At 68.6% G+C, this 16,715-nt stretch carries 15 protein-coding genes; 11 read left to right on the top strand and 4 right to left on the bottom strand.

What is annotated here, in order from left to right:
* The first annotated feature begins 131 nt into the window (after window positions 1-131).
* A complete protein-coding gene (locus ACFFGN_RS24250; RefSeq protein ID WP_380051604.1) occupies window positions 132-3,086 on the top strand; it encodes an AfsR/SARP family transcriptional regulator in 2,955 nt (984 codons plus the stop codon).
* Between the two features lie 151 nt (window positions 3,087-3,237).
* Window positions 3,238-3,612, top strand: coding sequence for a hypothetical protein (locus tag ACFFGN_RS24245; RefSeq protein ID WP_380051602.1), 375 nt, complete (start codon window positions 3,238-3,240; stop codon window positions 3,610-3,612).
* Window positions 3,613-3,661: 49 nt separating this feature from the next.
* Here the strand turns inward: ACFFGN_RS24245 and ACFFGN_RS24240 are convergent, their stop codons facing one another.
* Window positions 3,662-4,399 (bottom strand): DedA family protein, encoded by a 738-nt coding sequence (locus ACFFGN_RS24240; RefSeq protein WP_380051600.1) that lies wholly within the window; start codon window positions 4,397-4,399, stop codon window positions 3,662-3,664.
* A gap of 24 nt (window positions 4,400-4,423) precedes the next feature.
* Here ACFFGN_RS24240 and ACFFGN_RS24235 point away from each other — a divergent pair, with 24 nt between their 5' ends.
* Window positions 4,424-5,101, top strand: a complete 678-nt coding sequence (locus ACFFGN_RS24235; RefSeq protein WP_380051598.1) for a TrmH family RNA methyltransferase — start codon at window positions 4,424-4,426, stop codon at window positions 5,099-5,101.
* Here the strand turns inward: ACFFGN_RS24235 and ACFFGN_RS24230 are convergent.
* The 3 genes from ACFFGN_RS24230 to galE all read right to left on the bottom strand — a co-directional run bounded on the left by ACFFGN_RS24230 (window position 5,098) and on the right by galE (window position 7,670).
* On the bottom strand, window positions 5,098-5,937 hold the full coding sequence (locus ACFFGN_RS24230; RefSeq protein ID WP_380051596.1) for a hypothetical protein: 840 nt from the start codon (window positions 5,935-5,937) through the stop codon (window positions 5,098-5,100). The genes ACFFGN_RS24235 and ACFFGN_RS24230 overlap by 4 nt on opposite strands.
* A 23-nt stretch (window positions 5,938-5,960) precedes the next feature.
* Entirely contained in the window at window positions 5,961-6,467 is a 507-nt protein-coding gene (locus ACFFGN_RS24225; protein ID WP_380051594.1) for a SigE family RNA polymerase sigma factor, read from the bottom strand.
* Window positions 6,468-6,662: 195 nt separating this feature from the next.
* The gene (gene galE / locus ACFFGN_RS24220) at window positions 6,663-7,670 is read right to left on the bottom strand and encodes a UDP-glucose 4-epimerase GalE (RefSeq protein ID WP_380051592.1); all 1,008 of its coding nucleotides are present in this window, start codon (window positions 7,668-7,670) and stop codon (window positions 6,663-6,665) included.
* 203 nt (window positions 7,671-7,873) lie between these two features.
* Between galE and ACFFGN_RS24215 the strand changes: the two genes are divergently transcribed.
* The 8 genes from ACFFGN_RS24215 to ACFFGN_RS24180 all read left to right on the top strand — a co-directional run bounded on the left by ACFFGN_RS24215 (window position 7,874) and on the right by ACFFGN_RS24180 (window position 16,656).
* The gene (locus ACFFGN_RS24215; RefSeq protein ID WP_380051590.1) at window positions 7,874-10,045 is read left to right on the top strand and encodes a hypothetical protein; all 2,172 of its coding nucleotides are present in this window, start codon (window positions 7,874-7,876) and stop codon (window positions 10,043-10,045) included.
* A complete protein-coding gene (gene pelF, locus ACFFGN_RS24210; protein ID WP_380051588.1) occupies window positions 10,030-11,430 on the top strand; it encodes a GT4 family glycosyltransferase PelF in 1,401 nt (466 codons plus the stop codon). Before ACFFGN_RS24215 ends, pelF begins: the two co-directional genes overlap by 16 nt.
* Window positions 11,427-12,815, top strand: a complete 1,389-nt coding sequence (locus tag ACFFGN_RS24205) for a hypothetical protein (protein ID WP_380051586.1) — start codon at window positions 11,427-11,429, stop codon at window positions 12,813-12,815. The genes pelF and ACFFGN_RS24205 overlap by 4 nt, the downstream gene beginning before the upstream one ends.
* Window positions 12,812-13,489, top strand: coding sequence for a spherulation-specific family 4 protein (locus ACFFGN_RS24200; RefSeq protein WP_380051584.1), 678 nt, complete (start codon window positions 12,812-12,814; stop codon window positions 13,487-13,489). Before ACFFGN_RS24205 ends, ACFFGN_RS24200 begins: the two co-directional genes overlap by 4 nt.
* Window positions 13,483-14,394, top strand: a complete 912-nt coding sequence (locus ACFFGN_RS24195; RefSeq protein ID WP_380051582.1) for an endo alpha-1,4 polygalactosaminidase — start codon at window positions 13,483-13,485, stop codon at window positions 14,392-14,394. The genes ACFFGN_RS24200 and ACFFGN_RS24195 overlap by 7 nt, the downstream gene beginning before the upstream one ends.
* Window positions 14,388-15,083 (top strand): response regulator transcription factor, encoded by a 696-nt coding sequence (locus ACFFGN_RS24190; RefSeq protein WP_380051580.1) that lies wholly within the window; start codon window positions 14,388-14,390, stop codon window positions 15,081-15,083. The genes ACFFGN_RS24195 and ACFFGN_RS24190 overlap by 7 nt, the downstream gene beginning before the upstream one ends.
* Before the next feature lie 210 nt (window positions 15,084-15,293).
* Window positions 15,294-15,956, top strand: coding sequence for a sensor histidine kinase (locus tag ACFFGN_RS24185; protein ID WP_380051578.1), 663 nt, complete (start codon window positions 15,294-15,296; stop codon window positions 15,954-15,956).
* Window positions 15,940-16,656 (top strand): response regulator, encoded by a 717-nt coding sequence (locus tag ACFFGN_RS24180; RefSeq protein WP_380051576.1) that lies wholly within the window; start codon window positions 15,940-15,942, stop codon window positions 16,654-16,656. The genes ACFFGN_RS24185 and ACFFGN_RS24180 overlap by 17 nt, the downstream gene beginning before the upstream one ends.
* The last annotated feature ends 59 nt before the right edge of the window (window positions 16,657-16,715 follow it).

Here is a 16,715-nt window from a genome sequence, read left to right as displayed (position 1 = left end):
CCGCCGATCACCCTGCCGGAGGGGGATACATCGGACGTACATCGAGGCGTACATCGCGCACCGAACACCTTCCGGTCATCGTCACTAGATGTCACCATGGGGCGGATCGCCAGAGGATTTGGGGGCAGCGCGTGGACAGCCTGAGGTACGAGATCCTCGGACCTTTGCGGCTCCACCACGCCCAGGGCCAGCCGCTGCGCGCCAGTAAACCGCGACAATTGCTGGCCACGCTGCTGTTGCACCCCAACCGGTTCGTCTCCACGGACCTGATCGCGGACGCACTCTGGGAAGGCAGTCCGCCACGCTCCGCAACCGCGAACATCCGCACCTATGTCCGGGCATTACGCGGTGTGTTGCAGGAGGCGGGCCTGCCGACGCCGATCGACACCTCCGCCTCCGGGTACAGCATCGAGGTCGGGGTCGACGAACTCGACGCGAGCCTGTTCGAGTCCTTGCTGGCCGAGGCGGGCCACCTTCGCGCCGTCGGGGACGGCCGCCAGGCGATGGCGTTGTTCACCCGGGCCTACAACCTGTGGCGCGGCCAACCGCTGGCGGACCTGAACATCGCCTCCGCCTGGGAGGGGTCGATCGCCCGGCTCGACGCGCAGTACCGCAGCCTGGTCGACACCCTGCTGGACCTCAGACTCGAGTACGGCGACGCGACCGGCGCTGCGGTGCTCCTGAGCGGGCGACTGACCGAGGACCCGTACGACGAACAGCTGTGGGCCCGGTTGATCGACGCCCTGGTAGACGCTGGCCGGTCCGGTGAAGCCCGGACGGCGTACCAGAAGGCCACGCGGACGCTAGCCGAGGACCTCGGGGTTGAGCCGGGCCCGGAGCTGCAGGCGGCTGGAGCGCGTGCAGAGCGTGGACCCGGGCGTGCGCGTCCAGCTGTCCTGCAGGCGGTTCCGCCGCCTGAGGAGCCTCAGCCTGGTCCGATGGCCGAGCGCGTCGGGCCGAGGCAGGTGCCGAGCCAGCTGCCGTTGGACCTTGCCGACTTCAGTGGGCGGAATGACGAGCTGATCCGGCTGCGCGACCTCATTTGCGGGCGCGATCCGGTTCGGCCGCCGATCGCCGTGATCTCGGGACCGCCCGGAACCGGCAAGACCGCGCTCGCCGTACGGCTTGGTCACCTGGTTCGGGAGTTCTTCCCCGACGGGCAGATCTACCTGGACATGCGCGGCGCCACCCAGCCACGGGACCCGGCGAGCGCCTTGCACGATCTGCTGCGCAGCCTGGACATTCCGGACTCGGCCGTGCCGGCGGATCCGGATCGCCGTTCGGCCGCCTTGCGTTCGGAACTGGCCAGCCGCCGCGTACTGATCGTGCTGGATGACGTTGGTGCCGCGAGCCAGGTGGTGCCGCTGATGCCCGGTACGGGTGCTTCGGCCCTGGTCGTGACGAGCCGGTCGCGGTTGACCGATCTGGCCGGCGCCGACGTGATCGCCCTGGACACCCTCGATCACGAGGAGGCGAGCGAACTGCTGCGCCGGGTGGCGGGCAAGGACCGGATCGACTCCGACAGCAGGGCCGCTGACGAGATCCTCACCGCCTGCGGCAACCTGCCTCTGGCCATCCGGATCGCGGCCAGCCGTCTCGCGCAGCGGCCCGACCTCACCCCGGCCGAACTGGCTCGGCGCCTGCAGGACGAGACCCAGCGCCTGGACGAGTTGAGCATCGGCGAACTGGCCGTTCGGACCAGCGCGGACCTGAGCTACGACTCGCTCCGCGCCGAGGACGCCCGGCTCTACCGGTTGATCGGCCACCTCGCGGTTGGGGACTTCTCCGGGCGTTCGCTGGAGGCCTTGGCGGCGCCCGCGGCCACCCGGCGCAGCCTGGATCGCCTGATCGAGGCGAACCTCGTGCAGGTCAGTTCGGTGGACCAGGGCGGCCGCCCGCGCTACCGCGTGCACGACCTGCTCCGGTTGCACGCGACCGAGATCGGCGATCCGGGCGAACGGGCGATGGCCGTGGCCGACCTGACCACCGTGCTGGAAGCCTTTCTCGACCGGTGCCGGTGGGCCACGCAGGCCCTGCCATTCGAGTATTTCGGCGTGCTGGAGAGCCAGCCGCTGAAGCCGGATCCGCTGGCGATGAGCGCGAGCGAAGCCGTCACCTGGTTCGACGAAGAACGCAACAGCTTCATCCCGGCGATCCGGGCCGCCGCGCACAACGGCCTGCACGAGCACGCCTGGCGGATCGCCGCGGCCTGGGCGCCGTACCTCGACATGCGGGCTGGATTCGATGACTGGCTCGAGTCGCACCGAATCGGCCTCGCGAGCGCCCGGGCCTGCGGCGATCTACGTGGACAGGCGATCATGCTGCGCTGTATCGGCCAGTGCGCGCTCTACCGCGACGACTGGCCGGTGGCGGAGCGTTCGCTGACCGACGCGCTCGCGTTGTTCGACCAGGTCGGTGACCAGATCGGGTATGGCGTGGCCTCGGTCGGGTTCGGCACCTTCCTGCGCGAACGGGCCACGCTGGACCAGGCCTTCGACCGGTACGAGACGGCCATGACCGCGTTCATCGAAGCCGGTGACGCCAACGGCGAGGCCGTCGCCCGCAGCGCCATCGCGTCGGTCTGCCTGCGCCGCGACGACACCGGTACGGCGGGCCGCCATCTCGCGCAGGCGTTCCTGCTCGGCGTGCGCCTGGGGGATCCGCACCGCGAGGCCAAGGTCCGTCGCCGCATCGCCGAACTGCGCGAACAGCAGGGCCGCCACGATCAGGCCGTACGCCAGTTGCGGGCGGCGTTGCAGATCTTCCTGGGCATCGGCGACGACCACTGCGCGGCGTACACCCGGACCGAGCTCGGTAAGGCCCTGGTCTCGCTCGGCGAGGACGCGGCCGCCCGAAAGGCCCTGCTGGACGCGATCGAGGCGGGGCACCGGCTCGGAGATCGCAGTGTCGAGGCCCAGGCGGCGTTCCAGCTCGGGCAGTCGCATCAGCAGGCCGGTCATCTCGACTCGGCCCGTCGCTATCTCAGCCGGGCCGCCCGGGTCTGGCAGCTGGTCGGCGCGGACGAACAAGCCGCCGAGGCCCGCCGCCAGCTGGCCGACCTCACCCCAGGCCTCGCCGCCGGCTGACCCGCCCTTTCGGCATGAATGCCGAAGAGCGGCGGGAATGTATGGCGGATGTATGTGGGTTCGGCAGGATCTCGGTTGTCGGCGGGGGATAGGGGCCGACGAGGTAGGGGTGACCGAAACACGGCGGGGGGAATGCGTGGAGCCGAGGGCTATGGACCGAGTGTCCAATCCACGCGATGCCGAAGCCGCTCTGGCGTGGGAACTGGAGCGGATCGGATCGGGGGCATGGCAGGGCTGGGCGCTGAAGTTTCAGCGGATGGCCTTCGGTTACGCCCACGACAGCGGTTGGCAGGACGAAGCGGACGCCTTGCGTTGGCTGAATCAGCACAACCTGTTGCACGAGGGGGAACCACCAAGGGGCGCTCTGGTCTGGTACCAGTCGGGGGAGCGCACTTTGGTGGCGTGTTCGGTCGGAGCCGGCCAGATCGTCGGCGCCCTGCCGTACGGGGAGGTAGGCGTCGCCGGCCTCACCGAGGTCAGCGCCGACTACGTCTGGTCTGACCCGCACTTCCCCTTCGCCCACTGAACCGCCGGAAAGCCGGAGACGGCTGAGATCAAGGCAAAGGACCGGCTGGTCAGGCCTTGTCGTGTTTGTGGGCCGCCGCGTCGAAGAGGGCGGTCAGTTCTTCCGGCTCGTCGTAGCGGTCGTCGCGGCCGTCGGCGTTCGCGTCCTTGAGTTCCTTGTCCCGGCGACGGGCCAACGCGAACTCGACCACCATCGGGATCACCGAGACGATGACGATCAGGATCAGCGCCGTCTCCAGGTTGTCGTGCACGAACTTGATCCGGCCCAGGTAGTAGCCGAGCACCGTGACGCCCGTGCCCCAGAGCACCGCGCCGACGCCGGTGTAGAAGAAGAACCGGCGCGGGTCCATCCGGCCGGCGCCCGCGGTCACGGTGATGAACGTGCGCACGATCGGTACGAACCGGGCCATCACGATGGCGCGGTTGCCGTACTTGTCGAAGAACGCGGCGGTCTGGTCGAGGTACTTCGGTTTCAGGAACTTCGCGTCGGGATTCTTGAACAACGAAGTGCCCAGGGCACGTCCGATGTAGTAGCCGGACACGTTGCCGAAGAACGCGGCCGTGGTCAGGATCACGCAGACCAGCCACAGCGGTACGCCGATCGTGCCGAGCGCGACGAACATGCCGACCGCGAACAGCAGCGAATCACCCGGCAGGATCGGGAACAGCAGACCGCACTCGATGAAGATGATCGCGACGGTTCCCCACAGGGCCCAGTCGCCGAGCGCGTTCAGCAGGTACTCGGGGTCCATCCAGCTGGGCATCAACATCGCCGCGAGAGCAATCACGCGCACAGGGTAGCGTCTCGACCCGTGCCGGAAGCCAATCGAGACAATGACCGTCCGCCCAATGACCTGATCGGGGCGGACCTGGTCGGGCCCAGCGAGGTGGGCGTCGGACCCTGGCCGGGTGACTGGCCGGACGATCCGCGCTACGACCCGGAGCTGCTCGCCAACGGTGATCGCCGCAACGTGGTGGACCAGTACCGGTACTGGCGGATGGACGCGATCGTCGCCGACCTGGACGCGCGGCGGAATCCGTTCCATGTCGCGATCGAGAACTGGCAGCACGATCTCAACATCGGCTCGGTGGTCCGTACGGCGAACGCCTTCCTGGCCGAGGAGGTCCACATCGTCGGTAACCGTAAGTGGAACCGCCGCGGCGCGATGGTGACGGACCGCTACCAGCACGTCCGGCACCACCCGCAGCTCGCCGATCTCGCGTCGTACGCCGCTGAGCGTGGTCTACCGGTGATCGGGATCGACAACCTGCCAGGGTCGGTTCCGCTCGAGACGTACGACCTGCCGCCCGCGTGCGTGCTGCTGTTCGGCCAGGAGGGCCCAGGTCTCACCGAAGAGGCCCACGCCATCTGTACCGCCGTACTGTCCATCGCCCAGTACGGATCCACGAGGTCGATCAATGCCAGCGCGGCGGCGGCCATCGCGATGCACGCCTGGATCCGCCGCCACACCTTCAAGCAGTCGCTCTAGTTACTGGGCGTTGGGGATGACGGGATCTCCGTGCTTGGCTTCGCGGTCGGCGGGGCCGGGGTCACCTCGAACAAGGACTCCGCCTTCCGCACGAACGCCGCGTCCAGCCTGTCCTGCCAGCGCGGGCTGGTCACGATCTTCGTGAGCTGCTCCAGGGACAGGGGCGGCGTGGGCCGGGTGCCCTGGCTTTTCCACTCGCTGGAGTTGTCCGCCATCAGGTCGATCTGCAGGCCGTCCTTCCGGCTCAGAATCGCGTTCCACCTCCGATGATTCTCCGGCGCGTGGAAGTTCTTCATGACGATGAGCTTCGATCCGTCCGCCAAGGTGCTCTGCTGGCAGTGGTTGCCAGGCTCCCGAGCCCATTCCTCCGCGCAGAGGTTCTGGTGCTTCTGCCGGGCGACACGCAGATTGAGCGAAGACTTGCCCACCGCGTCGGTATAGGAGAAGCGAACCCAGACAGCACCAGCAGCAACCTCACCCGGGATGCTCGCGTCGCCGCCACGGTAGCCGCCCGTGCGTCCGTCAGGAGGTAGCTGGTCCAGCAGGATCTGTAGCGCGGCCTGCGGGGTGATCGGCACTTGCTGGCTGGTGGACGCGACAGGCCCGGCGAAATCAGCTCCCGACTCATTCGGAGCGAAGCCCCCGGAGCCGGCGTAGGCGAAGACGCCACCTACAGTCGCTAGGACCGCCGTCACCACGACAAGCTGCCCGAGCCGCCGTCGGCGTACCAGCTTCTTTCCGTGAGCCACACCGCCGGCAAGCAGCTTGCCCAGGTCGACCGGTTCGTCGGCCACACCAGCGTCCATGTGATCGCGTAGTTCGGTTTCGAAGTTCATGGGGAATCCCCTCTCTGAGGTGGTCACAGGCCGCTGAGCTCGCGGTACTGGCTGGCCGCGCTGCCGAGTCGTTCCCGCAACCGTGCGAGGGCGCGCATGCTCTGAGTCCGTACGGCGCCCGCGCTGATGCCGAGCAGCGCCGCGGTGTCCTCGACGCTGTGGTCCTCCCAATAGCGGAGTACAACGATCGCCCGGTCCCGTGGGCGCAGTTCGGCCAACGCCGCGAACAACGTCAGCCGCAACGCGCTGTCCCGGTCGTAATGGGAGTCAGCCGGTGGGGCGTCCGTCGGTCGTTCCTGGCTGGTCTTCCGGCGATCCGCGACGTAGGTCCGGATCATCACCTTGCGGCTGTAGGCCACGGGGTTGTCGGCCCGGCGAACGTGCGGCCAGGCCGCGTACAGCTTGCCCAGCGTGGTCTGGGTCAGGTCCTCGGCGGCGTGCCGATTCCCCGCCAGCAGGTAGGCCATCCGGAACAGCTGCGCGCCGCGTGCCGAGGCGAACTCACTGAACTCGTCCAAATCGACACTCATCAGTCCCCTTCTCGTTGCTGGATGACCCTCTCACCCACCAAGAGCACGGAACCGCGCATTCTGTTACACCCCCAACTTCTGGCGCACCAATTTTTTGCGACGATCGGACCCGTTTTGCCGCTGCGAGGCCGCCCGCACCTGACAGGCAGCAGACGAGCGGCAAAACGGGTCCGATCGTCGCAAAAAAACTGGGGGTTACCCCACGAGGGTCTCGACCGGCTGGGGGAAGGCGGCCCAGGCGGAGGTGACCATGTCGTGCAGGGTGCGCTGGGCGCGCCAGCCGAGTTCCGAGGTGATTCGGGCCGGGTTGGCCACTACGCACGCGGGGTCGATCTCCCGGCGGGGTGTGACCTCGTACGGCTCGTGCAGGCCGGTTACCCGGGAGGCCGTCTCCAGTACGTCGAGAACGCTCGCCCCAAGGCCGGTACCGACGTTGTAGGTCCGGGCGATCCCGTCAGCCGCCAAAGCCTCGACCGCCGCCAGGTGTGCCTCCGCCAAGTCAGCCACGTGTAGGTAGTCCCGGATGCAGGTGCCATCCGGAGTCGGGTGGTCGTCGCCGTAGACCTGCGGGCGGATTCCCCGGGTCAAGGCCCGCAAGGTCAGTTGCAGCAAGTTCGCGACGCCTGGATCGCCTAGGGCGGGATGACCGGCGCCTGCGATGTTGAAGTACCTCAGGCTGATCCAGGACAGGTTTTGCGCCGCGGCCGCGTCACGGATCAACCACTCGCACACGAGCTTCGTGGCGCCGTACGGATTGATCGGGTCCGTTGGAGTGTCCTCGGTGACCTCGCCCGCCGGGGGAATCCCGTACACCGCCGCGCTCGACGAGAACACCAGGCGCCGTACGTCGACCGCGCGCATCGCCTCGAGCAGGCTGGCCGTGCCCCGGACGTTCTGGTCGTAGTAGTACAGCGGCTGCTCGACCGATTCGCCGACGGCCTTCTTCGCCGCGAGGTGGATCACCCCGGTCACGTCGTACCGGGTCATCACGGCGGCCAGCGTGGCGGTGTCGAGCACCGAGCAGGTCTCCAGGGCCACTCCGGCGGGCAGCCGGCCGGCCGAGCCGGTGCTGAGGTCGTCGACCACGACGACCTGGCGGCCGGCCCGGACCATCGTCTCGACCACGTGCGCGCCGATGTAACCGGCGCCGCCGGTGATCAGCCAGGTCGGCCGGGGGTGGTTCCACTGCTGCGTGACGGTCATGGCCGAAGCCTTTCGCCGCGGCGCCCGGCGCGGAACGTCCGTGCGGACCAGTCCGGGCCGGGTGTCGGGAGGTGGTCCACGTACTGCAAATGGTGGAGATGGGTCTCGTGCATCGACGCGATCCGCGATCCGCCGGGGCCGGACAGCATGTTGTCTGCCGTGACTTGTCCTGAGCCGCGGCGCCTGAGCCCGTGGGAGCAGAAGTGAGAATTGCCCGTCCGTCCGTCCGGCGCATGGTCGCCGGGGTCGTGCTCGCGCTGGTGGTGACCACCGCGGTCAGCCCGGCGACCAGCTCGGCCGCGGTCACGCCGCGCATTGACTTGAAGGTGCTGGTCGTGAACGACGGCAGCGCGCCGGTCGAGGCCATCGCCAGTGAACTCAGCGCCGCGGGCGTGCCGTTCACCGAGCTCGACCTCGGCTCCGCGACCCGGCCCACCGTGACCGCGGCGTACCTGTCGGACAAGATCGGTACGACGCCCCGGGCCAAGTACCAGGCCGTGGTGCTGCCGAACGAGGCACCGGCCGGTCTGACCGCGGCCGAGTTGACCGCCTTGCACGCGTTCGAGCGGGCCTTCTCGATCCGGCAGGTCAACGCCTCCACCTGGGCCCACCCGGGCGTCGGGCTGAACTACGCGGCCAACCCCGGCTACATCGGATCGCTGGACGGGGTCACCGCGACGGCCACGGCCGAGGCGCGAGCGGCCGACCTGAAGTACCTGGATGGGCCGGTGCCGTTCGAGGACGCGGACAAGGCCATCTCGGAGAGCTACGGCTATCTGGCCACCCCGCTGGCGGGTGCTGCCTTCAAGACTCTGGTCGGAGCGCCGATCCCCGGTACGGCGGAGACCGGTTCGCTGATCGGGCAGTACACGGTCGACGGGCGTGAGGAGCTCGTCATCACCTTTGTGTACAACGAATATCAGGAGCAGTTCCAGTTTGTTGCCCACGGCATCATTTCGTGGATGACCCGGGGAATCCACCTCGGCTACGACCGGAACTACTTCTCGGCGCACATCGACGACGTGTTCCTGGAGGACCTGCGCTGGAGCATCGACGGCAACTGCACGCCGGGTGACGGTTGTCCGGCCGGGGTGCCGGACAACCAGCCCATCCGGATGACCGCGGCCGACGTGGACTACCTGAAGGCATGGCAGGACCGGACCAAGATGCCGCTCGACCAGGCCTACAACGCCGAAGGCGCGGCGACCACCGTCGGCACCGACGCGCTGACCGACAAGTACCGCGCGAACAAGACGTCGTTCCGCTGGCTCAACCACACCTGGTCCCACCCGTACATGGGCTGTGTGCAGGACTTCACCGTGGTGCCGTGGAAGTGCGCCACCAACAGCCTCGGCGCGATCCAGTACATGCCGCGGGCAACGATCGCGACCGAGATCCGGAAGAACACCGACTGGGCCACGTCGGCCGGTGTCACGCTGGACCGGACCGAGCTGGTCACCGGTGAGCACTCGGGCCTGAAGACGCTGCCGCAGATGGCCGTCGACAACCCGAACCTGGCCGGTGCACTGAACGATCGAGGCGTGCGGTACATCGCCTCGGACGCCTCGCGGGAGAAGCAGCCGCGGTCGATCGGCAACGCCGTCACCGTGCCGCGGTACCCGATGAACATCTTCTACAACGTGGCCACCGAGGCCGAGGAGATGGACGAGTACAACTGGATCTACACCAGCCGGGCCGACGGCGGCAGTGGCATCTGTGAGGACAACCCGGCCACCACGACCTGTATCAAGCCGCAGAGCCTGACCACCGGCTTCCGCGACTACATCGTGCCGCTCGAAGTCCGGATCGCGCTGCGGCACGTGCTCGGCAACGACCCGCGTCCGCACTACGCCCACCAGTCGAACCTGGCCGAGGACCGGATCCTCTACCCGGTGCTCGACGGTGTGCTTGAGCGGTTCGGCCAGGCCTACGCCGCGAACACCCCGCTGCTGCACCCGACCATGAAGCAGTCCTCGGCCGTGCTGCAGCAGGCCATCGCGTGGAAGGCGAACCAGTCGAAGGTCACCGCCTACGTGACCGGAACGACGCTCACCGTGCAGAGCAGCTCGTCCGTCGCCGTACCGGTCACCGTGCCGGAGGGCACCCGTCTGGTCGGCCTGCTCGGCTCGACTGGCGCCGTCTTCGGTACGGCGTACGCGGGGGAGCGGTCGGACTACAAGACCGTGGGAGGTCTGCTGAGTGGGTCGTTCCAGCTCAAGGTGCCGGCGGGTTACCCGGCGCCGACGACCACCGCCCCGGCCACGACGGCGAAGACCACGACCACCACGAACCAGCCGGCCCAGCCGCGGGAGCTGCGGGAACCCGCCAAGGTCGGCCCGTTGCGGACCGGTGAGGTGCGGTGGACGTCGCGCTGATCAACGAAGGGACCTATCCCTACGTAAAAGGCGGCGTCAGCCAGTGGTGTGACAAGTTGATCCGCGGTCTGCCCGAGCACCGGTTCCGGTTGCTCACGTTGGTTGCCAACGGCACCGAACGGCAGACCTGGGAACTACCGGACAACGCCGACGGTGTGCGGCCGTTCCCCCTCTGGGGACCGGCCGTCACGCCCCGGCGCGGACGGGACCAGGCTCGGGTGGCAGACGCCGCCCGGGCCGTCCTGGCCGGATCGGTGCTGAACCAGCCGGTGACATTCGAGTGGGGCCTGCGTGAACTCGCGAAACTCGCGACAAACAAGGGCTTTTCGCGTTCCCTGCGTGCCTGCGATCTGGTCGGCTACCTGCTGGAAGTCTGGCCGGATCCGCAGACTCTCACCGTGCACGACGCCATCGTCGCGGCGGAGCTGGTGGAACGATCGCTACTGCCGTTGACCGTGGACCTGGGTCCGGGCCTCGACCTGAGCCACGCCGTGGCGAACGGCCTGCCGACGCTGGTAGGCCTGGCGGAGAAATGGCGCCGCGGAACGCCGCTGGTGATGTCGGAACACGGCGTGCACATTCGTGAGCGCTATCTCGCCTTCCGCGACCTGTCCTACCCGGCGCCGGTGAAAGAGGTTGTGCTCGGGTTCCTCCGGCAACTGGCCGAACTGGGGTACCGCAACGCGGACTTCGTCGTACCGGTGGCCAAGTTCAACGCCCGCTGGGAGTACCGGCTCGGCGCCGACCCGGCCTCGGTGGTACCGATCTACAACGGTGTCGAGCCCGAGCGGTACACCGAGATCGAGGCCGAGCCGGCCGTGCCGACGGTCAGCTGGGTCGGCCGGGTCGATCCGTTGAAGGACCTGGAGACGCTCATCAGCGCCTACGCGTTGATCCGCGAGCAGCTCCCGACCACGGTGTTGCGGCTGTTCGGGCCGACGCCGGAGGGCAACGAGGAGTACGAGAAGCGCTGCCTCGCCCTGGCCGAGCGGCTCGGCGTGGCCGACGGCATCACGCTCGAAGGGCCGGTGCCGTCGAGCCGGATCGCCTTTGAGGCCGGGCATGTGGTCGCGCTGTCGAGCATCTCCGAGGGCATGCCGTACACGGTGATCGAGGCGATGATGTGCGGCCGGGCCACCGTCTCCACCGACGTCGGCGGTACGGCGGAGGCCGTCGCGGGCGCGGGTTCGGTGGTACCACCGCGCGACCCGTCCGCGTTTGCCGAGGCTTGCCTCGACTATCTGCTGGACCCGGACCTGCGGCGGCGGATCGGTCAGGCCGCGCGGCGTCGTTCGCTCGACAACTTCACGTTGGAGAAGTCGATCGACACCTACCGGATGCTCTACACCGCCGCCGTGACGACGGTGGAACGGACCTCGGCATGAGCGCCGACTGCGTCCTGCTCCCCGGCCGACGGCATCCGCAGGCGGTGGACCTCGTCGAAGCGCCGGGTTCGGCTCCGCCGGTTGACGCCTACGAGGTGGCCGCCGCGCTGGAGGCGAGCGGCATCAGCGATCGCACGGCTCAGGAACGGTACGGCCATCCGGACGTGTTCTCCCTGGGGAAGTCTCTGCTGGCGGGCCTTCGCGCGGAAGCACCCGCGCCGGTTCGTGCGGCTCTGGTCGCGGGCCGGATCGACGTACGCCAGACGCTGCAACGCGGTCTGGTCTTTGTTCTGCCCGCGCTGCTGACCGGCGCGGCCATGGGTGAACGTACCGCGCCCGCCGAGGTGATCCTGCTGCTCGTCGCCGTCGCGTACGGGTGGGCGGCCAGCCAGGGCGTCGCGTACGCGGGCTACGCCATGACCGGCGCCGGTTCGTATCCCGAGGCCCGTCGCCTGATGCGCGATCTCGCCGCCCTGGCCTTCCTCCCGGCTCTGATCGGCCTGGGGATCATGGCCTGGTTCGATCCGTCGATCCGGTACGTCGCGGTGGTGGCGATCGGGCAGGTCGCGTTCGTGCTGGCCTCGACCGTGGGCGTCGTACTCCAGCGACCGGGACTGATGCTGCTGGTGCTGATCCCGGGTCTGCTCGTCTCGCTGCCCGACGTGCTTCGGCCCGAGTTGTTGCCAAAGGCAATTGTTTTGCCGGTGATCGCCGTCTCGGTGCTGGCCACGCTCGTGGTAGCGCTGGTGTTGTGCCGTGACGGGTGTCGCGCGGCCCGGCCGGTGACCCGCAGCGTTGTCGCCGATTGCCGGCTCTATGTCGGGTACGGCGCGTGCCTCGCGTTGTTGCTGACGTTGGGGTTGCTCGACGGTTTGCTGGTTCCCGGCGGCGGCGTGGGGATCGGGCTGACGTTGATGCCGCTTGTTGGTGGCGTACTGGTGGCCGAATGGCAGCTGGCCCGTTATCGGAGCCGCGCCGAACTCGCTCTGCGCGCGACCACTTCCGCGGAGCAGTTCGCCGCGATGGTTCAGACGGCCTTGCTGCGGTGTTTCGGCTGGTACCTCGCGTTGCTCCTGACCTTGATCCTGCTGGCGGTGGCCTCAGTGGATCGGCTCGACTTCATCGCGGTGCTGCGCTTCGCCGCCACCGGCCTGCTCGGCTGGTCCTTCCTTGCCGCGTTGCTGCTGGTGGCTCACCGCCTGGTCGCGCCGGTTCTGCTCGTCACCGGGATCGGGGTGGTTCTCGCCGCCGCGCGGTACGTCGTTCTCGATCCGTTGACGGCATTCGATCTTGCCATCGGCTATCTGGCCGTCTGTGGTTCCCTGGCCATGACGCTGACCGTATTGGTCTGGCAGTGGCTCCCAGCCGTGGAGGTTCACCGGTGACCCGTCTCGCCATTCCCTGGTACGTGCATCCGGCCGAAGACCCCGCGCAGTGGACACGTCTCGCGGAACTGGCCGACCGGATCGCTTTCGTGGTCGTGAACGTCGCCAGCGGCCCAGGCGAAGCGGACGACCCGTACTACCCGGAGGCACTCGCTGCCTTGCGGTCGAGCGGAGTCACCTTCTACGGGTACGTCGACACCGCTTACGCGGAGCGCGGCATCGTCCAGGTGGCGGCGGACATCCGCGTCTGGCTCGAGCGGTACGACGTCGACGGCATCATGTTCGACCAGGTCGCCCCTGGCCCGGACGGCCTCGGCTACAACCGGATGCTGGCCACGATCGCGCGCCAGGCCGGAGCCCGCGCCATTGTCGCGAATCCCGGCGTGCGGCCGTGTCCCGAACTGCTCGGCCTGTTCGACGTCACCTGCGTCTTCGAGGACACGGCCGGCTCGCATGGTTCGGTGGTCTCGGACGGCACAGGCGAATCGGCCGCGTGGGCGGTTGGGCCTGAGCGCCTTTGGCACCTCGTGTACGACGTCCCGGTGGAGGAGCTGGACGCTGTGCTGGCCCGGGTGGACGCGGCGGGAGCCGGTCTGGCCTTCGTCACCGACCGGGCCGGGCCGCATCCGTGGACCGGGTTGCCATCGCCGTTGGCAAGGTTTAGCCAGTGCTGAAGCTGGTGCTGTGTGTCGGGCTGTTCCTGTTCACGGGCTGCGCGGCGGATGAGCCGCCGACCGCGGTCCCCAGCCCAGGGCCAACCGCCAGCCCGACCGCGGCCCCTCGGCCCACCCCGGCTTCGACACCTGGTTCGACGCCTGCTTCGAGTGCGCGGCCCACCGCGACTGGGAGCGCGCGGCCGACGTCGAGCGCGACGCCCCGGCGGTGGAGCCCGTCCCCGGGAACGGCGTGGCAGTGGCAGCTCGACGGCACGCTGGACCTCTCGGTCGATGTGCCTGTGTACGACGTGGATGGCGAGCGGACCACGAAGGCCCAGGTGGACGAGCTGCATCGCCGTGGCCGCCGGGTCATTTGCTATGTCAATGTTGGCGCCTACGAGAACTTCCGTCCGGACAAGGCACGTTTCCCCGCGGCGCTACTCGGCAAAGCGCTGGACGGCTGGCCCGGCGAACGGTGGCTCGACATCCGTCGCTGGGATCAGCTCGCGCCGATCATGGCCGCGCGCTTCGGCGCCTGCCGGGCGAAGGGATTCGACGCGATCGAGCCCGACAATGTTGATGCCTATAGCAACGATTCGGGCTTCCCGCTGACCGCGGCCGACCAGCTCACGTACAACCGCCGGATCGCGGCCCTGGCCCATCGGGTTGGCCTTTCCGTGGCTTTGAAGAACGACGTGGAACAAGCCGCGATCCTGGAACCGTCATTCGACTTCGCCGTCAACGAGGAGTGCATGAAGTACGACGAATGTGAGTCGCTGGCCGCGTTTCGCCAAGCAGGTAAGGCGGTTCTGCACGTCGAGTACGACCTGGCCCCGGCCGAGTTCTGCGCCCGGGCCAAGCGTCTCGGCTTCAGCTCGATGCGCAAGCCGCTGGTCCTGCACGCCGGCCGGCAACCGTGCTGAGGACCCGGGCGGACCGCCCGACGCTGCTGGTATGCGACGCACTGCGGGTGATCGCCGAGGCCGTCGCGGCGTACGTCGACAGCCAAGCGGGCGTTCGATCGCTCGGTACGGCCAGCCGGTTGGACGAGTTCCTCCGGCTGCTCGCGACCGAGGCCCCGGATGTCGTCCTGGTGGAACCGCGTGGTCTCGGGTTGTCCGCGGTCGGAGTGGTCCGGATGGTGCACGAGACCCAGCCGCGAGCGCGGGTCCTGCTTGTCGCGGACACGGACGACCCGGCGCAGGTGCTGCCCGCCGTACGTGCCGGTGGATTCGGATGGGTCTCGGCCTCGGATCCGCTGACCGATCTCGAGACCGCTGTACGGACGGTGGCGGCGGGTGGCATGTGGTTGAGCCCGTCGGTGCTGGGGGAGCCGGCGCCGGATGTGGCGGTTCGTTCTGCGGCGGCGAGTCTGGCGGCGGACGAGGCGCGCGGCTTGGTCGGGGCGCTGACGGAGCGGGAGCGCGACGTACTCTCGCATCTGGTCGGCGGGTTCGATCGCAGGGCGCTGGCGCAGCGACTGGGCATCGCGGACAGCACGGCCCGGACGCACGTGCAGCGGGTTATGGCCAAGCTCGGCGCTCGCAACGCGATCCAGGCGGCGGCGATCGGCCGGCGCGCCGGAATTCCAGGCGTAACGCGGGGCTGCTGAGCGCGTTTATCTGTGCAAGGCGAGCTGAGACGTAGTCGACGACAGACTGTGTTCTGTTGGTAACCTACAGTTCGGCTCGACGTTATTGCTGCCCCGATAGTCGGGAGCAGAGCCTTGGCCGTACTTGAAGAAGCTAGTCAGTCCTACTCGGGCGGGGAGGGCTCGCACTGCCGCGAGCCTTACCGGGTTACGACGACGTGGGGGGAAGACGTGAGCTCTGGGGTGCTCGTCCATGGACGTGACGACCTGTCCGCCGTTGCCGTGGTTCCGGTGGTGCAACTACCGACGACCCGGCTATCAACCGATATCTGGCACGACCTGATCCATGAGATGGCCACGGTCCGCGCGCTGACCGCCGCCGCGCTCGCCGCGAACGACGAGACGGCCCAAACCACGCTGCTGACGCTGATCGAGTCCGAGACTCGCGAGGTCACGGCACTGCTGCAGCAGATCCGCGAGGACCACTACTCGGCCGAGCCGGCGGACGTCTCCGTGGTGCTGGCCGAGCTGGTCGAGACACTGGCCGCGACCACCGAGGTCACCCTCCGGCTGGAGCCCGTGCGGGCCAGGCGCATCGGCATCGACCGGGTCTCGCTGCGCCGGGTGCTGCGCAACCTGCTGGAGAACGCGATCCGTGCCGCCGGGCCCGACGGCACGGTCGAACTGGCCGCGCAGCAGACCGACGCCGGACTGGCCATCTCGATCGGCGATTCCGGTCCCGGCTTCGGCCTCGGGCCACCCGGGCTGAGCAGCCGGGGCCTGGTCATCGTTCGCCGGCTGGTCGAAGCGGTCGGCGGTTCACTTCACGTCGGCACCTCACCGCTCGGTGGCGCCCTCGTCACAGTGACGTTCTCCGTTGCCCGCCTCAGCTGATACCGCGCCCAGCGAGCAGGTCGCTGCCGGGCCGGGCCAGCCCGCGACCGACGGTGTGCGGGTGATCGTCTGCGACGACCATCGGGTCTTCGCGGAGGCGCTCGCGGCGGTTCTGCGCGGGCATGGCTATCACGTCGCGGAAGTGGTTCAGGACCCCCGCCACGCGCTGGAACTGATCGCGGCCCAGACGGTCGACCTGTGCGTGATGGACCTGGGCTTTCCCGACGCGGACGGCATCGAGTTCACCCGCCGGATCGGTGAGACCGCACCGTCGGTCAAGGTCTTTGTGCTCACCGCCCGCACCGGACCCGACGTACTGCGCCTCGCGATGGCCGCCGGTGCGAGTGGTGTCGCCTCCAAGGAACGTGGCATCGGCGACGTTGTTCGGGCCATCGGCCGGGTCGCGGGAGGCGAGCTCTACTGCGACGACAGCCTGCTGCGGGACGCACTCGGTTTGGGAGTCGACAGGGACCGGGCCCACGCCCAGTTCCTCGCGACCTACCTGACCAAACGGGAACGCGAGGTGCTGGATCTGCTGATTCAGGGGCATACCACCGACGCGATGGCGGGCCTGCTCCGCATCTCGAAGACCACCGTCCGGACCCACATCCAGTCGGTACTCAACAAGTTCGGCGTCCACTCCCGCCTGGAAGCCGTGGCCTACGCCATCGCCAACGGCATCGTCCCGCCACCGACCTAGCCACCCCAACTTTGCGACACCTCTAACTTGGCGACGATCGGACCCGTTGTGCCGCTCGT

Source organism: Kribbella deserti (assembly GCF_042434725.1).
GTDB classification, from domain to species: domain Bacteria; phylum Actinomycetota; class Actinomycetes; order Propionibacteriales; family Kribbellaceae; genus Kribbella; species Kribbella deserti.
Note: the sequence above shows the minus strand (reverse complement) of the source record. Positions and strands in the feature narration are given on the sequence as shown.

What these genes read in the sequence shown, in the direction of transcription:
- ACFFGN_RS24245 (WP_380051602.1), top strand. Translation starts at nt 3,238, where the DNA reads ATGGACCGAGTGTCCAATCCACGCGATGCCGAAGCCGCTCTGGCGTGG.
- ACFFGN_RS24230 (WP_380051596.1), bottom strand. Translation starts at nt 5,937, where the DNA reads ATGAACTTCGAAACCGAACTACGCGATCACATGGACGCTGGTGTGGCC.
- ACFFGN_RS24225 (WP_380051594.1), bottom strand. Translation starts at nt 6,467, where the DNA reads ATGAGTGTCGATTTGGACGAGTTCAGTGAGTTCGCCTCGGCACGCGGC.
- galE (WP_380051592.1), bottom strand. Translation starts at nt 7,670, where the DNA reads ATGACCGTCACGCAGCAGTGGAACCACCCCCGGCCGACCTGGCTGATC.
- ACFFGN_RS24205 (WP_380051586.1), top strand. Translation starts at nt 11,427, where the DNA reads ATGAGCGCCGACTGCGTCCTGCTCCCCGGCCGACGGCATCCGCAGGCG.